This window comes from Pseudomonas sp. LB3P25 (assembly GCF_054897985.1).
In genome coordinates this window covers 4,201,119-4,215,881 of record NZ_CM142711.1, presented here as the reverse complement: position 1 = coordinate 4,215,881, position 14,763 = coordinate 4,201,119, and the positions used below count along the sequence as shown (strand labels likewise).

General features: G+C 58.1%; 14 protein-coding genes, 1 tRNA gene and 3 pseudogenes. 7 read left to right on the top strand and 11 right to left on the bottom strand.

The window, feature by feature from the left end:
* Positions 1 to 128: 128 nt before the first annotated feature.
* Complete coding sequence (locus tag ACYZTW_RS19225; protein ID WP_462001335.1) at positions 129 to 1,217, bottom strand: 3-deoxy-7-phosphoheptulonate synthase; 1,089 nt, start codon at positions 1,215 to 1,217, stop codon at positions 129 to 131.
* A 625-nt stretch (positions 1,218 to 1,842) separates the two neighbouring features.
* Between ACYZTW_RS19225 and ACYZTW_RS19220 the strand changes: the two genes are divergently transcribed.
* The 6 genes from ACYZTW_RS19220 (at position 1,843) to ACYZTW_RS19195 (ending at position 6,370) form a co-directional block, all read left to right on the top strand.
* Positions 1,843 to 2,601, top strand: coding sequence for a carbon-nitrogen hydrolase family protein (locus tag ACYZTW_RS19220; RefSeq protein WP_462001334.1), 759 nt, complete (start codon positions 1,843 to 1,845; stop codon positions 2,599 to 2,601).
* The gene (locus ACYZTW_RS19215) at positions 2,601 to 3,044 is read left to right on the top strand and encodes a GNAT family N-acetyltransferase (protein ID WP_462001333.1); all 444 of its coding nucleotides are present in this window, start codon (positions 2,601 to 2,603) and stop codon (positions 3,042 to 3,044) included. Before ACYZTW_RS19220 ends, ACYZTW_RS19215 begins: the two co-directional genes overlap by 1 nt.
* A gap of 126 nt (positions 3,045 to 3,170) precedes the next feature.
* Entirely contained in the window at positions 3,171 to 3,812 is a 642-nt protein-coding gene (gacA, locus tag ACYZTW_RS19210; protein ID WP_008015884.1) for a response regulator transcription factor GacA, read from the top strand.
* A 2-nt stretch (positions 3,813 to 3,814) separates the two neighbouring features.
* The gene (uvrC, locus tag ACYZTW_RS19205) at positions 3,815 to 5,638 is read left to right on the top strand and encodes an excinuclease ABC subunit UvrC (protein WP_462001332.1); all 1,824 of its coding nucleotides are present in this window, start codon (positions 3,815 to 3,817) and stop codon (positions 5,636 to 5,638) included.
* A gap of 33 nt (positions 5,639 to 5,671) precedes the next feature.
* Positions 5,672 to 6,232: a CDP-diacylglycerol--glycerol-3-phosphate 3-phosphatidyltransferase gene (gene pgsA / locus ACYZTW_RS19200; protein ID WP_008150904.1), complete on the top strand. Its 561-nt coding sequence runs from the start codon at positions 5,672 to 5,674 to the stop codon at positions 6,230 to 6,232.
* Between the two features lie 62 nt (positions 6,233 to 6,294).
* Positions 6,295 to 6,370 (top strand) — tRNA-Gly (locus ACYZTW_RS19195).
* 301 nt (positions 6,371 to 6,671) lie between these two features.
* On the opposite strand, the pseudogene ACYZTW_RS19190 reads toward ACYZTW_RS19195, so the two are convergent.
* The 3 genes and pseudogenes from ACYZTW_RS19190 to ACYZTW_RS19180 form a co-directional block, all read right to left on the bottom strand.
* Positions 6,672 to 6,824, bottom strand: a pseudogene (locus ACYZTW_RS19190) (ISL3 family transposase); the annotation flags it as partial.
* A 66-nt stretch (positions 6,825 to 6,890) separates the two neighbouring features.
* Positions 6,891 to 7,559 (bottom strand): polysaccharide lyase family 7 protein, encoded by a 669-nt coding sequence (locus ACYZTW_RS19185; RefSeq protein ID WP_462001331.1) that lies wholly within the window; start codon positions 7,557 to 7,559, stop codon positions 6,891 to 6,893.
* A gap of 172 nt (positions 7,560 to 7,731) precedes the next feature.
* A pseudogene (locus ACYZTW_RS19180) lies at positions 7,732 to 7,942 on the bottom strand (hypothetical protein); the annotation flags it as partial.
* A gap of 61 nt (positions 7,943 to 8,003) precedes the next feature.
* On the opposite strand from ACYZTW_RS19180, the pseudogene ACYZTW_RS19175 reads away from it, so the two are divergent.
* Positions 8,004 to 8,091, top strand: a pseudogene (locus tag ACYZTW_RS19175) (hypothetical protein); the annotation flags it as partial.
* A 102-nt stretch (positions 8,092 to 8,193) separates the two neighbouring features.
* Here ACYZTW_RS19175 and hutC read toward each other — a convergent pair.
* The 7 genes from hutC to ACYZTW_RS19140 form a co-directional block, all read right to left on the bottom strand.
* Positions 8,194 to 8,931, bottom strand: coding sequence for a histidine utilization repressor (gene hutC, locus ACYZTW_RS19170; RefSeq protein ID WP_462001330.1), 738 nt, complete (start codon positions 8,929 to 8,931; stop codon positions 8,194 to 8,196).
* Positions 8,931 to 10,067, bottom strand: a complete 1,137-nt coding sequence (hisC, locus tag ACYZTW_RS19165) for a histidinol-phosphate transaminase (RefSeq protein WP_462001329.1) — start codon at positions 10,065 to 10,067, stop codon at positions 8,931 to 8,933. The genes hutC and hisC overlap by 1 nt, the downstream gene beginning before the upstream one ends.
* Positions 10,064 to 10,864: an amino acid ABC transporter ATP-binding protein gene (locus ACYZTW_RS19160; RefSeq protein ID WP_462005795.1), complete on the bottom strand. Its 801-nt coding sequence runs from the start codon at positions 10,862 to 10,864 to the stop codon at positions 10,064 to 10,066. The genes hisC and ACYZTW_RS19160 overlap by 4 nt, the downstream gene beginning before the upstream one ends.
* A gap of 140 nt (positions 10,865 to 11,004) precedes the next feature.
* Entirely contained in the window at positions 11,005 to 11,676 is a 672-nt protein-coding gene (locus tag ACYZTW_RS19155; protein WP_140682549.1) for an amino acid ABC transporter permease, read from the bottom strand.
* Positions 11,673 to 12,332 carry an amino acid ABC transporter permease gene (locus ACYZTW_RS19150; protein WP_140682546.1) on the bottom strand — a complete coding sequence of 220 codons (660 nt, stop codon included), beginning with the start codon at positions 12,330 to 12,332 and terminating at the stop codon, positions 11,673 to 11,675. The genes ACYZTW_RS19155 and ACYZTW_RS19150 overlap by 4 nt, the downstream gene beginning before the upstream one ends.
* 75 nt (positions 12,333 to 12,407) lie before the next feature.
* Entirely contained in the window at positions 12,408 to 13,244 is an 837-nt protein-coding gene (locus ACYZTW_RS19145) for a transporter substrate-binding domain-containing protein (protein ID WP_462001328.1), read from the bottom strand.
* Between the two features lie 141 nt (positions 13,245 to 13,385).
* The gene (locus tag ACYZTW_RS19140; RefSeq protein WP_140682540.1) at positions 13,386 to 14,762 is read right to left on the bottom strand and encodes an FAD-binding oxidoreductase; all 1,377 of its coding nucleotides are present in this window, start codon (positions 14,760 to 14,762) and stop codon (positions 13,386 to 13,388) included.
* Position 14,763 lies beyond the last annotated feature (1 nt).

Genomic DNA, 14,763 nt, shown 5'->3' with positions numbered 1-14,763 from the left:
TGGACATCTTTTTATCTGTAACAGAGCGTTTTACTGCGATGGCCTACTCCGGGAACACCCTTTGCCTGTTAATCGTGTCTCGATTCCGACGTCCAGTCCTCGATGGGAGGACTGGACGAGGGTGTGGCTCACGCCGATTGTTGATCGCTGCTCTGCGTTCTGAGCCGGTCGGCTGCCTGGCGCAACAGTAATTCCGTCCCGTTCCAGCCAAGGCAGCCGTCCGTTACTGAGACGCCGTAACGCATTGACGGCCCCAGCGGTTGGCAGCCTTCGAACAGATGACTCTCGATCATCATGCCGATCAGTGATCGATCACCTTGCAGGCGCTGTTCAAGCACATCGTTAAACACTGCTGGCTGACGCAACGGGTCCTTGCCGCTGTTGGCATGGCTGCAGTCGACCATGATCCGGGCCGGGATCTTCAGTTGGGTCAAATCGCTGTTCACCTGGGCGACGCTGTCGCGGTCGTAGTTCGGCCCGCGGTGTCCGCCACGCAGCACCAGGTGGGTGTCGGGATTGCCCGGCGTCTGAATGATTGCCGGATGACCCTGGCTGTCGACACCGAAATGGCGATGGGGATGGGCGGCCGAGCGCATGGCGTCGCTGGCAACACCGACACCACCATCGGTGCCGTTCTTGAAGCCGACCGGCATGCCCAGGCCGCTGGCCATTTCCCGATGGATCTGCGATTCGGTGGTGCGAGCGCCAATAGCGACCCAGCTCAGCAGGTCATCGAAGTAGCCGGCGACCATCGGTTGCAGCAGTTCGGTGGCAATCGGCAGTCCCAGGCGGAGCATTTCGCGCATCAGCTCGCGGGACAGCGTCAAGCCGCTGGCCATGTCGTCGCTGCCATCAAGCTGCGGGTCGTAGGCCAGGCCTTTCCATCCGATGGTGGTGCGGGGTTTTTCGACGTAGGCGCGCATCACCAGCAGCATTTCATCGCTGACGTCGGCGGCGAGGCGTGCGAGGTTGCCGGCGTATTCGAGGGCGGAATGAGGATCGTGAATCGAGCAGGGGCCAACAATGACCAGCAGACGGGAGTCTTCACCGTTGAGGATCGCGCGAACCGCTTGGCGGTGAGCGGCGACTTGCTGGCTCAGGACATTGCTGAGTGGCAATTGCTGTTTGAGTTGCAATGAGCTGGGTAGGCGCAGGGTCAGCGCTTCATTGGCAGGGCTCAAGGTGGACAGCGGCAGAGCAGAGACGGACGAGTTCATATTCGGGCTTCCTGGGCTGGCGGCGGGTTCGTTCCCGCGCACTCGGCCCTACTGGGGTGTTCGACAATTGGCCGGATTGGCTGCGTGTGTGTGCTTGCCACCTGTGGGTGACCGATCGGAGGCGGCAGGCTGTCCCGAGCGGAGGCTGCTAAATCGCCAGGCGGTAAAACTGTCGTAACGGTAATAAGTGGCGTAGTTCATTTTTGAATCCTCTGGTTGTCTGGTGTGTCGCTAAATATGTGCGGGGCTGAAAAAACAAAACCCCCGGTCGGGAAGCCGACCGGGGGTTGAGAATTCTCTGGTGGCGACCCGTTTAAAGTGGGCGCCGTGTGGGTATCAGGCGCGCCAGTGGCTAAACCAATACCCAAAATAAAAGCTGACCGGAGCACAAACGTCATTCACCCGGGCAGCCGCCACCGAGCGCAAGGCGCTGACGGTATGAAGCGGTGAGAGGGTGCTGGACATGGTCTTTCTCCGATGAATGCGCCGAGCTTACTCGAGGCTGGTACACCGATTCAATCAGAAAATGCTATCGATCACTGGCGGCATTTTCTATCGCTTGAGTGCGTCGCCGGTTGTGACACACTTTGTGCTCCGCTTACGAACAACGTCACAAGGACGAACCATGACGCCACTGATCATCGCCGCTGCTCAATCGATCTCCATTGCCGGTAACCTTGCCGCAAACATTGTGTGGCATCGGCGCTTCATTCAAGTAGCTGCGGAGCAGGGCGTGCAATTGCTGGTGTTCCCGGAGTTATCGCTGACCGGGTACGAGCGTGGACTTGCGGCTCAATTGGCCATTGCGCCAGACGCCGAGGTTCTGCAACCGCTACGGGATTTCGCGCGGGAAGTCGGTGTGACGACTGTCGTCGGCATGCCGATTCGCCTGTCAGAGGATTCGCCCGTATTGATTGGGGCACTGGTGTTGGGCGCTGATGGATCGCTCAGGATCTACAGCAAGCAACATCTGCATCCAGGCGAGGAGGTGGCCTTTGCACCGGGAACCGGCGGTTCGACCCTGACAATCGGTGCCGATACGGTCGCGCTGGCGGTGTGTGCGGATTTCTCTCACGCCAGTCATGCCGCCGCAGCGGCGCAGCAAGGCGCCGATCTCTATGCGGCGGGCGTGCTGATCACGGAAAACGGCTACGCCCCGGATACCGCGTTGTTGCAAGGTTACGCCAGCGCTCATTCAATGGCGGTCCTGATGGCTAACCATGGCGGTGCAACGGGTGGTTGGGAGTCGGCAGGACGCAGCGCGATCTGGGCGTCTGACGGCTCGCTGATTGCGTCTGCACCCGGAACCGGTAACCTGATGGTCGTTGCTCGACGCAACGCTGACGGCTGGAAAGGGCAATTAGTGGAGGTTGCATTGGGGTGATGGTATTTGAATTACGTCCGGCGACGCTCCGGGACCTCGACTTCGCTCGTGAACTGACCCGCAACAACATGCTCCGCTATTACATTCAGCACGATCTGCTGTGGCAGGACGAAGGGTTCGATGTTGGCTGGGCCGGGCGCAAGAACTGGTTGATTGTGAGTGGCAGTACCGTGTTGGGTTTTTTCAGTCTGAGTCGTGACGCCAAAGCCCTGTACATCCGCGAACTGCACGTCCTCGAAGCGTTTCGAGGGCAGGGCGCCGGTTCCTGGGCAATTGATCAGGTATTCGCCATGGCGTGCAAGGAACGGCGTCCGGCATTGCGTTTGACGGTGTTTGAAAATAATCCCGCGCAGGCGTTGTATGAGAGAAAGGGTCTGAAGGTGGTCGGCACAGACCAGTGTTTCCTGAGAATGCAGCGCGATATCGATGCCTCGTCTGGCTGAAACACGCATACGACAAGCCTTTCAAGATGTATTGAAACTTTTTATATGACGCTTGCCGCTAGGTCTGCCAGTCGCTTTTTGCTAAGGTGTCGGCAACCCAATAAGACCATATCGCGAGGTGTCTGCTTGATTAGGGTGCTAGTAGTCGATGACCATGATCTCGTTCGTACAGGCATTACACGAATGCTGGCTGACATCGATGGCCTGCAAGTAGTCGGCCAGGCTGAGTCAGGCGAAGAATCCCTGCTCAAGGCGCGTGAGTTGAAACCCGATGTGGTGCTGATGGACGTCAAGATGCCCGGTATCGGCGGTCTTGAAGCCACACGCAAATTATTGCGCAGTCATCCGGATATCAAAGTCGTCGCGGTCACCGTGTGCGAAGAAGATCCGTTTCCGACGCGGTTGTTGCAGGCCGGTGCCGCGGGTTATCTGACCAAGGGGGCCGGGCTGCCGGAAATGGTCCAGGCTATCCGCCTGGTGTTTGCCGGGCAGCGCTACATCAGCCCGCAAATTGCACAGCAACTGGCGATCAAATCCTTCCAGCCGACCAATGATTCGCCATTCGACGCCTTGTCGGAGCGGGAAATCCAGATCGCGCTGATGATTGTCGGCTGCCAGAAGGTCCAGATCATTTCCGACAAACTGTGTCTGTCGCCAAAAACCGTGAACACTTACCGTTACCGCATTTTCGAAAAGCTTTCGATCAGCAGCGATGTCGAGTTGACGCTGTTGGCGGTTCGTCACGGCATGGTCGATGCCAGCCTCTGAAAATGACTGAAGCCTTCGATCCAAGCGCCTTTCTGTCGACGGTCAGTGGGCGTCCCGGTGTGTATCGCATGTTCGACAGCGAGGCACGCCTGCTCTACGTCGGCAAGGCCAAGAACCTCAAGAATCGTCTGTCGAGTTACTTCCGCAAATCCGGTCTTGCGCCCAAGACCGCGGCGCTGGTCGCGCGTATCGCTCAGGTCGAAACGACGATTACGGCCAATGAAACCGAAGCCTTGTTGCTTGAGCAGACGCTGATCAAGGAGTGGCGTCCGCCTTACAACATCCTGCTGCGCGACGACAAATCCTACCCCTACGTCTTTCTCTCGGATGGTCAGTTTCCACGCTTGAGCATCCATCGCGGTGCAAAAAAGGCCAAGGGCAAATATTTCGGCCCTTATCCCAGCGCCGGCGCTATTCGCGAAAGCCTGAGCCTGCTGCAGAAGACGTTTTTTGTTCGGCAGTGCGAAGACAGCTATTACAAGAACCGCACGCGTCCTTGTCTGCAATACCAGATCAAACGCTGCAAGGCGCCCTGTGTCGGACTGGTGGAGCCCGAGGTATACGCTGAAGACGTACGGCACTCGGTGATGTTCCTTGAGGGGCGCAGCAATGCGTTGACGGATGAGTTGTCCGCAGGAATGGAAGAGGCGGCGATCAACCTCGAGTTCGAGCGTGCGGCCGAGTTGCGGGATCAGATTTCATTACTGCGCCGGGTCCAGGATCAGCAGAGCATGGAAGGCGGGACAGGCGATGTCGACGTGATCGCGGCGTTTGTCAATCCGGGGGGGGCCTGCGTTCATTTGATCAGTGTGCGTGGTGGACGGGTGCTGGGGAGCAAGAACTTCTTTCCGCAGGTGGGTATTGAAGAGGACGTTTCTGAAGTCATGGCGGCGTTTCTCGGCCAGTACTTCATCAGCAGTCCCGAGCGCGACTTGCCGAGCGAGCTGATCGTCAACGTGGTTCACGAAGATTTTCCGACCCTGATTGCGGCCATCGAAGAGCTGCGCGGTCGTGAATTGACCATCAGTCATCGGGTTCGTGGTACGCGAGCACGCTGGCAACAGTTGGCGGTCACCAATGCCGAGCAGGCACTGGGAGCACGCCTGGCCAATCGTCAACACGTTGCTGCACGTTTCGACGCGCTGGCAGAAGTGCTGAACCTGGACGAACCGCCACAGCGTCTGGAGTGTTACGACATCAGTCACTCCAGTGGCGAAGCGACCGTGGCATCCTGCGTGGTGTTCGGCCCCGAAGGCCCGATCAAGTCCGACTACCGTCGCTACAACATTGAAGGCGTCACCCCGGGCGATGACTACGCCGCGATGCATCAGGCTCTGACCCGACGTTTCAGCAAACTGAAGGACGGGGAGGGCAAGCTACCGGACATTTTGCTGGTGGACGGTGGCAAGGGGCAGCTGTCCATGGCCCGCGACGTGCTCAATGAACTGGCCGTGCCTGATCTGATTCTGCTGGGCGTAGCCAAGGGTGCCACGCGCAAGGCCGGTTTCGAAACCCTGTACCTGAACGATGCTGCCCACGAATTCACCTTGCGCGGCGATTCCCCTGCGCTGCATTTGATCCAGCAGATACGCGACGAGGCTCACCGTTTCGCGATTACCGGGCACCGCGCACGTCGTGGGAAAACTCGCCGCACGTCTACACTTGAGGGCGTCGCCGGTGTCGGACCGACCCGTCGCCGCGATTTGTTGAAACATTTTGGTGGATTGCAGGAGCTGTCTCGTGCCAGCATCGAAGAGATCGCCAAAGCACCCGGGATCAGTAAAAAGCTCGCAGAGTTGATTTATGCCAATCTGCACAGCGAGTAGAATGCCCCCCTCACCTCGTAGCCAGTTGTGCCGATGAATATCCCTAATCTGATTACCGTACTACGCGTCCTGCTCATTCCGATCTTCATTTTACTGTTCTACCTGCCGTATCAATGGAGCTACCTGGCGTCCGCCTCGGTCTTCGCATTTGCCGCCGCCACAGACTGGCTGGATGGGTATCTGGCTCGCCGACTGGAACAAAGCACACCGTTCGGGGCTTTTCTCGATCCCGTGGCAGATAAGCTGATGGTCGCCGTTGCGCTGGTATTGCTGGTGCAAGAACATGGCAACTTGTGGCTCACGCTGCCGGCCGCCGTGATCATCGGCCGCGAGATTGTCGTTTCGGCACTTCGCGAATGGATGGCCGAACTCGGCGCCCGCGCTCACGTCGCCGTGTCGAACCTGGGCAAATGGAAAACCGCCGCGCAAATGCTGGCGCTGGTGATCCTGCTGGCCAATCCGTCGGATTTCACGTTCTGGGTACTGCTGGGTTACGCCTTGCTGCTGATATCCGCGGGCCTGACGTTGTGGTCCATGGTCCAATATTTACGGGCTGCCTGGCCGCATCTGAAGACCGACGTGGAAAAGAAATAAACTTTTTTGAATCAAGGGGTTGACGGGGCATCTGGATTCTATAGAATGCGCCTCACCAAGACGCGGGAATAGCTCAGTTGGTAGAGCACGACCTTGCCAAGGTCGGGGTCGCGAGTTCGAGTCTCGTTTCCCGCTCCAAGATTCACAAAAAACGCCACTCAATGAGTGGCGTTTTTTTGTGCGCGACATTTACGTTTATCGTTGAAAGGAGAGGCTTCGGCCTCTTTTTTCGTTCCAGCGATAGCTATTGAAAACCACCACCAGCCACGTTTTTTTTGAACATTAAAACGTACATCGAATTCCGAGTCTGAAACGGCAGTACTGCGTTGCTCATTGATCGTGCGTTCACAGAAGCGAATTCGCTACGCTGAGAGGCTAAATTGGGGCGTTGTCGGCAGAGTGCTCATTGCTGCTTGCAAGGCTCGACGCTCCAGCAGCGGACGATGCTGAGGCGCACCGCGTGACCAAGGATGGGCAAATCACAAACGACTCGCTTGCAATACTCAGGAGTGGTTGAACAGGGTTTTTGGCGGCCGCCCCAGGAAGGGAATCGGGTGGCGTGCGGAGTCAGGTCGATCTGTAGAGCATCGCCTGCCAATGAATTGACAAGCGGCAGTCGGGCAGCTTTCCATGCTGCTGCGACGCCCGCAAGAAGCGACTAAATATCGTGGTGGATTTCCAGCATCCTGAACGTCACTTTTCCGCCCTCGGTGGGATAGCCGGTGTTGTCCTGCACATACGCACCCGCTTTGAAATACAGAGGTTTGGTCTTCCAGCTCGGGTCGATGGTGGTTCTCCAGTTGTTTCCGGCTGCGCTGATGCCCAGCGCGCCCTTCGGGCTCAGGTGGATCATGTAGGAAAAGTTCTGGTTGAGCGGCACACCCGTCGCAATGGTAATGACCTGGCCCTCTTCATCGTCGGGGCGCATGCGCACCTTGGCGACAATGTTTCCCGTCGAAGCCGACGTTTTGTATTGGTATTCCAGCTTCACCATGGGGTTGTTGCTGTCCTTGTTGTGAATCTGACCAATCACGATCTTGCCGGTGCTGGGCACCTGATTGACGGTCAGACTCGCCCGCAGAATGTTATCCGCCGCTGAATACTGCCAGTTGCGCACAGTTCCATCGCTATAGGTTTCTCGCAATTCGCTACGTGGGTAAATAGCGTTGGCCGTCTTGGAACCGGTCACAGGTACCCAGAAGGAAAGGGTACCGGTGTCAGAATTGAAATACTTATCGTTGAACCCTTGCGCCAGTTGAGGCGTTTCTATGGTGGCCGGTGGGCTGCCTTCAGGGATGCTTAAATTCCAGGTGGCGAGGTCGATCATGTCGAGGATCCTATAGGCGAGGATGAAATGTCGCGGCCACAGTGGTGCTCTGACCTGCGCGATTGAACTGCGTCAATTGGGCGGGCTGAGCGTGAAATTCGTATGGCGGTAGATTGACGTCAAATGTTCGTCGAGAGTGCTTTTGCAGGGTTTGTGCCCAACGGGGGGACCGTTAGTCGACTATTTTGGACATGGGTTGAACTTTGGCGTGTTGACTCCTACTGAGCTGCACCGTCCTCTGCCCGGCGTGTATCGGTGGATCGATGTCTTCAGCCACATGTATTGCCGCATCCAGCATCGCTAATACCGTGCTCCTGCATCAGTTTGAAACGCGCTGCTTTTTCTTCTGGCTCAGTCATGGCCATGGCCAGATACGCGCTCGGCTACACTGCGCGGAAAAACGCAACCTACGTATTGAGTCGAGAATTCGTCGAATTGGTCTGTCCGGAACTTACCGCTGAAGATCGTCGTTTCCGGCGGCCGTGGCATGCAGAACGTCGACAACTTCAAATATCTGTACGCCCTGGCCGATTACGGCCTGGTGGCGGACCTGTTCGAAGCTATACCTGAACGGGTGAGGGCGATTTTAGCTGTTTGAAAAGGGTTATCCCGGCGGTCCAAGTGCCATCGGGCCTCAACTGTCTCTATGCGCTCCATTCACCGGCAGGCGACTGCCCAGGCGATAGCGTGAGGAGGGATGGATCAAGCGCACATAGGTGACGATTTTGCTCTGACTCCAGGTCCGGCGCATGAGGACCAGGCAGGGTTCATTGGCATCGATTTGCATGTGTTTGCTTTCATCGCTGCTGGGGTGGCTGGCTTCGACGATATGTTCCATTTCATCGGGCTTGATGACCTGCAACAGGTATCTGGCCGGTTGCAGGTGTTCGCCAAAGTTTTGCTGCAGGAACTCCGGCACCAGCTCGGGATTGACGTAACGATCCTCGAGCTGCACCGGGACGCCTTCTTCGCAATGCACGCAAATCAGATGAAAAACCGAAGAGCCGGTGGTCAGCGCCAGAGCGGAGGCAACTGGCATTGAGGCCGCCTCACGTCCCAGATGCACGACGCGGCACGTGTAACTGTGACCCCGAGCGAGGATTTCGTCGGCAATGTTGGTGATTCGCAGCAGGTTCGATTGCGGTTTGCTTTCGGCCACGAAGGTGCCGACGCCTGAAATTCGCACCAAATGGCCTTCTTCGGTCAGTTCGCGCAATGCCCGGTTGACGGTCATGCGCGACATGCCCAGTTCTTGCACCAAACGGTTCTCTGAAGGGATCAGGTCGCCGGGTTTCCAAACGCCCGCGCGAAGCTGGCCTTGCACAAAATCCTTCGCGCGCTGATAGAGCGCTTGCGGTGCATTTTTAATCATCAGTCGGTCCGCGTTTCTTGTACGGCAAGGACTCTTGCCAGGGCTTGGAGAAAAAGGTCGTTATCCTCACAGCTTCCGATGGATACCCGCAAGTGATTAGCGTATCCGGCTTCGCGCCAGGGCTTGATGATCACCCCCTCACGCAGCAGTAACTGATTGATGACTTCGGCAGGATAAGGGGTGCTGAAGTACAGGAAGTTGGCCATGGACGGTGCGGTCGAGATGCCTTGCTCCTGCAGCGCGACCGCCAGCCGCCGGCGTTCGCTGGCGACATGGGAAAGGCAGGCTTGCAGATGTTCATCATCGGCCAGCGCTGCAATGGCCGCGGCCTGGGCCACGCGGTTAACGTTGAAAGGCGTGCGCAGACGATTGATCAGATCGGCCAGCAGTGGGTCGCTCACGATACCGTAACCGACGCGCAAGCCCGCCAGGGAATAAGCCTTGGAGAAGGTTCGCAGCAGGACAAACGGTTTGCCGCTGGCCTGAATTAAGCTCAGGCAATCCGGGTAATCGGCCTCCCATCGGGCGTATTCGTAATAGGCTTCATCGAACACCAGCAAACACCGCGCGGGCAATGCGCTGAGCAACTGTTGCAACTCGTCGGCGCTGAGGGTGCAGCCAACCGGATTGGACGGGCAGGAAAACATCAGCAGACGCGTGCGTGGCGTGAGCGCTGCGACCATCGCCGCCACGTCGAAAGTGCCTTCGGCGGTCATGGGTACGCCTACCACCCGGGCACCGGCCGCCATTGGGTAGATAAAATGCAAACCGAAGGAGGGCACCACGGTGACTACTTCATCGTCATGGTCTAAAAACACCCGACTGATGACGCTCAGTAAATCTTCCGAGCCATTGCCGAACACCAATTGATCTTCCGGTACGTCGAGTTTTTTCGAAAGTGCGGCGCGTAATGCCTGGCAACCGGCATCGGGGTAAAGCGCAATTTCACTGCAGGCCTGGGCCATGGCGGCGGTAACGGCAGGCGCCGGGCCCATCGGGTTTTCGTTGCTGCCCAGCTTGGCGACGCGGGTCAGACCGAAACGCTTGCGCACTGCATCCGAGCCGAGGCCGGCATTGTAGCTGGCCAGTTCGCGCACCTCGGCGCGGGCCAACAGATTCAGGTCGTTGGCATTCATACTGGGCTAACCTCTTTGGTGTCCTGCCAGAAGGCGTTGCGATCCAGGTAGTTCTGCAAAAATTGCTGCAGTCGCGGCTGTTCGGCGTTGTGAAAGATTTCGTGAGGGGTGCCATGAGCGACCACCTGGCCCTGATCGAGGAACACCACCGAATCGGCGACCTGAGCGGCGAAGCCCATCTCATGGGTGACTACCACCATGGTCATACCTTCTTTGGCGAGGGTCTTCATGACCTGCAGCACCTCGCCGACCAACTCCGGATCGAGAGCGGAGGTGGGTTCATCGAACAGCATGATGTGCGGCTCCATGGCCAATGCCCGGGCAATCGCAACGCGCTGTTGCTGGCCACCAGACAGCTGCGCCGGATAGGCCGTGGCTTTATGGGCTAGACCGACTTTATCAAGCATCGCCATGGCTCGTTGCCGAGCGTCATCGGCAGATAACTTGCGCACGCGCAACAAGGCTTCACTGACATTGCCAAGAGCGGTCATGTGCGGCCACAGGTTGAATTGCTGGAAGACCATACCGACATTGCGCCGCACCAGATTGATTTGCGACTGCGCCGCGCGCTTGCGGCCGTTGCCGTTTTCCGGCATCCAGCCAAGCAGCTGGCCTTCGATAAAAATTTCGCCCTCGTCGTATTCCTCAAGGAACGCCATGCTGCGCAGCAGTGTGCTTTTGCCTGAGCCGGAGGGGCCGATCAGGCACACCACTTCAGAATGCCGGACCTGCAAGTCGATACCCTTGAGTACGCGCAGGTTGCCGAAGCTCTTACCGACGTTGTGAAGTTTCAGCATCGGCTCGCTATTGTCGGAGAGTGCCTTGGAAGTCTTCATCGCTTCACCTGATTTTTTCAATACGGATGAGTGTGGCGGGGCTATTGGCGCCGAAGGGGCTGGTTTCGCGCGCAGGTCCGCGGCGGCAGGAAGGAGGGTACTCATCGCGGCTGCTTCTGCATGAAACGCCCAACGCGTACTTCCAGCAGCATGCCCATCCGGGAACAGGCTTCCACCAGCAGCAGGTAGCCGATGCATAGCACCAGCAGGGTCTCGACAAAGGCAAAGGTTTCCGAGCCGATGCCGGTGAGGACCATGGTCAGTTCGGGGATGGTGATGATCGACAGCACGGCGGTTTCCTTGCACAGGATGGTGACCAGATTGACCAGCGCCGGCAGGATGATCACCAGCATTTGTGGAATCTGAATGCGCATGATGCATTGCAAGCGGCTGATACCCAGGCAGTCGGCGGCTTCCAGTTGTCCGCGGGCTACGGACTCAAAACCGGTACGGAAAATTTCCGCGAAATAAACGCTGCCATAAATGCCCAAACCGAGAATGCCAGCCGGAATGGGGTCCAGGCTCAAACCGAAAGACGGGCCGCCGTAATACACCAGGAACAACTGGACCAGAAACGGCGTACTTCGAATCATCTCGATGAATACTCGCAACGGCGCGCGCACCAGGCTGTTGCCGAACAGTTGGGCGACGGCAATCAACAAGCCCAACAACAGACCCAATGCGACACCGGCGGACCAGGTACCGAGAGTAACCATGAAGCCTTGGCCGATATCTGCGAGGTGATTGGTGATGATCGTGGGGTCAAAGATCATGCGGTACGCTCCTTCAGATGGCGTTCCAGCAAGCCGCCGAAGAACGCCAGCGGGATGTTGATCAGACAATAGAAGCCGGCCAGCATCAGGTAATCCTGAACGAACATGTAGTCACTGGCCGCAATGTTCTGGGCCGTGCGAGTCAGGTCGGCCAGGCCCACCACCGACACCAGTGACGAAGCCTTGATCAGCAGGATCATTTCATTGACCAGTGCCGGCAGGGTCAGGCGCACGGCTTGAGGGACACGAATGCGCACCAGCATTTGTCCTGAACTCAGGCCAAGCAGGCCGGCGGCTTCCAGCTGACCGCCAGGGATGGCGAGAAAACCACCGCGCATGATTTCAGCGATATAGGCGCCGGCTGCCAGGGACAGACCGATCACCGCCGCCACCATGGGTGAAACGTTGGGCAGGCCGATACGCGGCAGGAAGTAATAAATGAACAGCAGTTGCACCAGCAGCGGAATGCCACGGAACACGAAGATATAAGCGCCACCCAAACGTCTGAGCAACGGCAGGGGCGAAAGACGCAAGCTCCCGACGATAACGCCGATGACAAAGCCAATGGCCAGTGCCAAGACGGAAATCTCAAGGGTCACCAGCAGGCTGTCCAGCAGTAGTGGCAGGTTTAGCAGCAATAAAGGCCAATCGAACATCGTCGTGCCTCCAGCATGGATAAATCACCGGCTCGGCTGAGCCGGCGATCCGTTCATCGAACCCGCATATTCTGATTACCAGGTAGGCTCGAAGTCAGCTTTTGGCACGTCCATTTCAGTACCTAGCCATTTCTTTTGCAGAGCGGCGAGGCGACCGTCATCGTGCATTTTCAGCATGGCGGAATCGAGGGCTGCGATCAGACTGTTGGCGTCGTCATCCTTGCGCCCCAGGTACGCGAAATAGGATTTTTTGCCGAACGGAGGCATCACCACTTTGTACTTGTCCGGGTGTTGGGCGGCGACGTAGGAAATGTTCGGCAGGGAGTTGGCGACCGCAACGATGCGCTTGGTTCCCAGCTCGGCGTAGGCCTGGTTGTTGTCAATGTATTCACGAACATCGACTTTTTTCGGCAGGGTGGCGGCGAAAGTTTTCAGTTCTTCGAGCTGTGCCGAGCCTTTGCCTGCGCCCACGGCTTTGCCGGCGATGTCTTCCGGTTTATTGATCGGGCTGTCCTTGGCGCTGACCAGCAACGCTACCGTCGCCTCGGCGATCGGCATCACGAAGTGGTAACGCTCCTTACGCGCCTTGGTGACGATGATGGGACCTGCAACCACGTCGAATTTCTTCGCTTCCAGCCCCGGCAATACGCTTGGCCATGGCAAGTCCATGAACCTGACCTTGACCCCCAACTCCTTACCCAACTGCTCGAACAGCTCAGCGTTCAGGCCTTTCTGTTTGCCACTCTCGGTGAAGTCGAAAGGCGCAAATTGCAGCTCGGTGCCCACCACCAGTTCACCGGCCTTTTTGACATCGGCGAGCTGATCGGCCTGGGAGGCCATGCAGGCGCCAGCCAGGGTCAAGGCGATGCATAGACCGTTGAATTTTTTACTGAACAGAGAATCGAGTTGCATGGTGTAACTCCTTCATCAGGTACAGCGAGGCTTATGGTTGTGTTGGTTCTAGTTATACGTTGCGGTTGGTCCATGACAGCGACATCTATTACAGACACAGCAGTTAACGTGCCATAGCGGTATATACAGGTGAATTTGAACTCAGCCGAGGATTTTCCCCGGGTTGAGAATGCCCTTGGGGTCGAAGCAATTCTTGAGTTGCTGCATCGCCTGGCGAGCCTCGAGGCTGACCGAGTGATGGAGAAACTCGCGTTTGAGCAGACCGATGCCATGTTCCGCGGAAACCGAACCGCCCAGTTCGCCGACAGCGCTGTAAACCAGTTCCTCGACCTCAAGGATGGGCGCGGGCTGGGGCAAGGATGCGCAGTCGATGGTCAGGTGCAGGTTGCTGTCACCGATGTGACCGAAATACACACTGTGGTTGCCCGGCCAGCGTTGCTCCAGCCGCTGGCGACAGCGTTCGGCGAAGTCGCCGATCAGGCCGATGGGCAGGCTGACGTCGAAGTTCAACGGGGTCATGCGCAGGGGGAATTCGCCGGTCGCTTCACGGATCTTCCAGAGTGCCCGGGCCTGGGCCTGGGAACTGGCCAATACCGCATCAACCACTTCACCGGCGGCAAAGGCCTCCTCCAGTGTTTGTTCAAGCAGTTCCCGAGGACTGGCGCACTCGAGCAATACATACAGCGGATGATCCAGCGACATCGGGGCGGTCGGGTTTTCCAGCCAGGAAACCCCCAGGCGGAAGAAGTCTTGCCACATAAGCTCATACGCTTGCGGCGTGCCGACGCTGCGCTGTACCCGGCGCAGCAGACTGACCGCACTGGCGTAATCGGGCAGGGCGCAGAGCAGGGTGGTGGTTTCGCCAGGCTGTGGCGCCAGTTTCAATACCGCACGAGTGATCACCCCAAGAGTGCCTTCGCTGCCGATGAAGCACTGTTTCAGGTCATAACCGCAGTTATTCTTGATCATCTTGTTGAGCAAGTTGAGTACCCGGCCATCGGCCAGGACCACCTCCAGTCCGAGGACCAAATCACGGGTCATGCCGTAGCGGATCACCGCATTGCCGCCGGCATTGGTGGCGATGTTGCCGCCGATCTGGCACGAACCACGGGCGCCGAGATCCAGGGGGAAGACAAAACCCGCCTCGAGCACCGCTTGCTGGATTTCCTCCAGCGTCGTGCCGGCCCAGACGCTGATGGTCGCCGCCGCCGGGTCGATTTCCTCGATGCCGCGCAGCCGCTCAAGGGACAGGGCAATGTCCGTCTCACGAGGCACTGCGCCGCCCGCCAGTCCGGTCATCCCTCCTTGGGGCACCACCGATTGCTCCGCGTCATTGCAGATGCGCAAGGCGCTCGCGACCTGCTCCGTGGTGCGCGGCAGCAACAGCGCGGCAGGGCAGGCCGGTGCATGGCCGGTCCAGTCGCTGTAGTGCCGTTGACTGATATCGGCGCCAGTCACCACTGCGGCATCACCCAGCGCCTGGCGCAACTGTTCGAGGGTCTGTTGCAGATCGTTCATC

Coding starts and splice junctions, on each gene's coding strand:
- ACYZTW_RS19225 (WP_462001335.1), bottom strand. CDS start 1,217: ATGAACTCGTCCGTCTCTGCTCTGCCGCTGTCCACCTTGAGCCCTGCC.
- ACYZTW_RS19220 (WP_462001334.1), top strand. CDS start 1,843: ATGACGCCACTGATCATCGCCGCTGCTCAATCGATCTCCATTGCCGGT.
- ACYZTW_RS19215 (WP_462001333.1), top strand. CDS start 2,601: ATGGTATTTGAATTACGTCCGGCGACGCTCCGGGACCTCGACTTCGCT.
- uvrC (WP_462001332.1), top strand. CDS start 3,815: ATGACTGAAGCCTTCGATCCAAGCGCCTTTCTGTCGACGGTCAGTGGG.
- pgsA (WP_008150904.1), top strand. CDS start 5,672: ATGAATATCCCTAATCTGATTACCGTACTACGCGTCCTGCTCATTCCG.
- ACYZTW_RS19185 (WP_462001331.1), bottom strand. CDS start 7,559: ATGATCGACCTCGCCACCTGGAATTTAAGCATCCCTGAAGGCAGCCCA.
- hutC (WP_462001330.1), bottom strand. CDS start 8,931: ATGATTAAAAATGCACCGCAAGCGCTCTATCAGCGCGCGAAGGATTTT.
- hisC (WP_462001329.1), bottom strand. CDS start 10,067: ATGAATGCCAACGACCTGAATCTGTTGGCCCGCGCCGAGGTGCGCGAA.
- ACYZTW_RS19160 (WP_462005795.1), bottom strand. CDS start 10,864: ATGCTGAAACTTCACAACGTCGGTAAGAGCTTCGGCAACCTGCGCGTA.
- ACYZTW_RS19155 (WP_140682549.1), bottom strand. CDS start 11,676: ATGATCTTTGACCCCACGATCATCACCAATCACCTCGCAGATATCGGC.
- ACYZTW_RS19150 (WP_140682546.1), bottom strand. CDS start 12,332: ATGTTCGATTGGCCTTTATTGCTGCTAAACCTGCCACTACTGCTGGAC.
- ACYZTW_RS19145 (WP_462001328.1), bottom strand. CDS start 13,244: ATGCAACTCGATTCTCTGTTCAGTAAAAAATTCAACGGTCTATGCATC.
- ACYZTW_RS19140 (WP_140682540.1), bottom strand. CDS start 14,762: ATGAACGATCTGCAACAGACCCTCGAACAGTTGCGCCAGGCGCTGGGT.